Genomic DNA, 1,454 nt, shown 5'->3' with positions numbered 1-1,454 from the left:
CTAATGAAATGGTTACCCCCGCCGCCCCCAGTGATAGCCCACTAAGCTTTCACTGGGGGCTCACCGGAGACCATTGTCATGAACAAAGTAGCTATCGCCGCCATCGACCTGGGTAAAAACTCCTTTCATCTTCACGCCCAAGATGAACGAGGTCATGAGCTTTACCGCAAAAAATTCACTCGCGTAGCACTTGTCCAACATTTGGCCAATCTCGAGCCCTGCACGGTTGTGATGGAGGCCTGTGGCGGCGCTCACTTCATGGCGCAGCAGGCTGCAAAGTTTGGACACACGGCAAAGCTGATTGCGCCGCACCTTGTGCGCCCTTATGTCAAAAGCAACAAAAACGACTTCGCCGATGCCGAGGCGATTTGCGAGGCGGCAACCCGTCCATCGATGCGTTTTGTTCCTGCCAAAACACAGGCTCAACAGGCGCTGGCCATGCTCAATACGACGCGTGATTCGTTCATCAAAGACCGTACCGCGACCGTCAATCGGATTCACGCAGCACTTCTGGAAGTCGGGATCAGCTTGGCCCCGGGGTTCAAGTCGATCAACGAACTCACGGCGCTGCTTGAGGCGAGTTCACTTCCCGACCCGATCAAAAAGCTGCTGATACGGATGCATGACCACTTTGATTACTTGCACGAACAGATCAAATCCTTGGACAAAGAACTGGAATGCCAAGCCGCTGAAGATGATCTGGCTGCTCGTTTGATGACAATTCCGTGCGTCGGCCCGATCACCTCCAGCGCCTTGGCTGCCGAGTTGGGTGATGGCAAGCAGTTCAAATGTGGCCGAGGCTATTCAGCCTCGATCGGCCTGGTCCCCAAACAGCATTCAACGGGCGGGAAAACTGTACTTTTAGGTATCAGCAAACGTGGAGACAGAAACCAGAGACGGCTGCTGATCCAGTGCGCCCGGGTTTACTTGATGCATCTGGATCGACAGAAAGGCGTGCTGGCGGAGTGGGTCCGCCATTTGATAGCGACCCACCATCACTCCAACCACGTGGTCTGCGCGCTAGCCAACAAGTTGGCGAGGATCGCTTGGGCAATTGCGGCACACCACACTGTATTCGATGCGGGGCCAAGCGCGATGAACGCCTGACCCCGCTGTCACCCGAGCACCAACCCACCTGGTTTTGCGATGCTGGATAACTGATGACGTGAACGGCCAACCGGCCTGACGACAACCCTGGGCTCCCACACGGCTGAAAGGCCGTTTCACTAATCAGGATCGTTGGGCATCGATTCTCATCGAGGCGCGGGGTAGCAGCCCCACTCAGACGCCGGATAGATGAAAGCAAGCCAAACACGACATCAAAAACAGTATTGCAGAAAAGGGGGTAACCATAGATGCGCCCGGGTTTACTTGATGCATCTGGATCGACAGAAAGGCGTGCTGGCGGAGTGGGTCCGCCATTTGATAGCGACCCACCATCACTCCAACCACGT

1 protein-coding gene is annotated in these 1,454 nt (G+C 55.6%); it reads left to right on the top strand.

Translation table 11 applies throughout. The features are described from left to right. Positions 1-78: 78 nt before the first annotated feature. Positions 79-1,107, top strand: a complete 1,029-nt coding sequence (locus ACIOVD_RS27855) for an IS110 family transposase (RefSeq protein WP_401131384.1) — start codon at positions 79-81, stop codon at positions 1,105-1,107. The last annotated feature ends 347 nt before the right edge of the window (positions 1,108-1,454 follow it).

This window comes from Pseudomonas sp. NPDC087626 (assembly GCF_044743405.1).
Taxonomy (GTDB): Bacteria; Pseudomonadota; Gammaproteobacteria; order Pseudomonadales; family Pseudomonadaceae; genus Aquipseudomonas.
The sequence above is the reverse complement of the archived record's forward strand: the minus strand, read 5'-3'. Positions and strand labels throughout refer to the sequence as shown.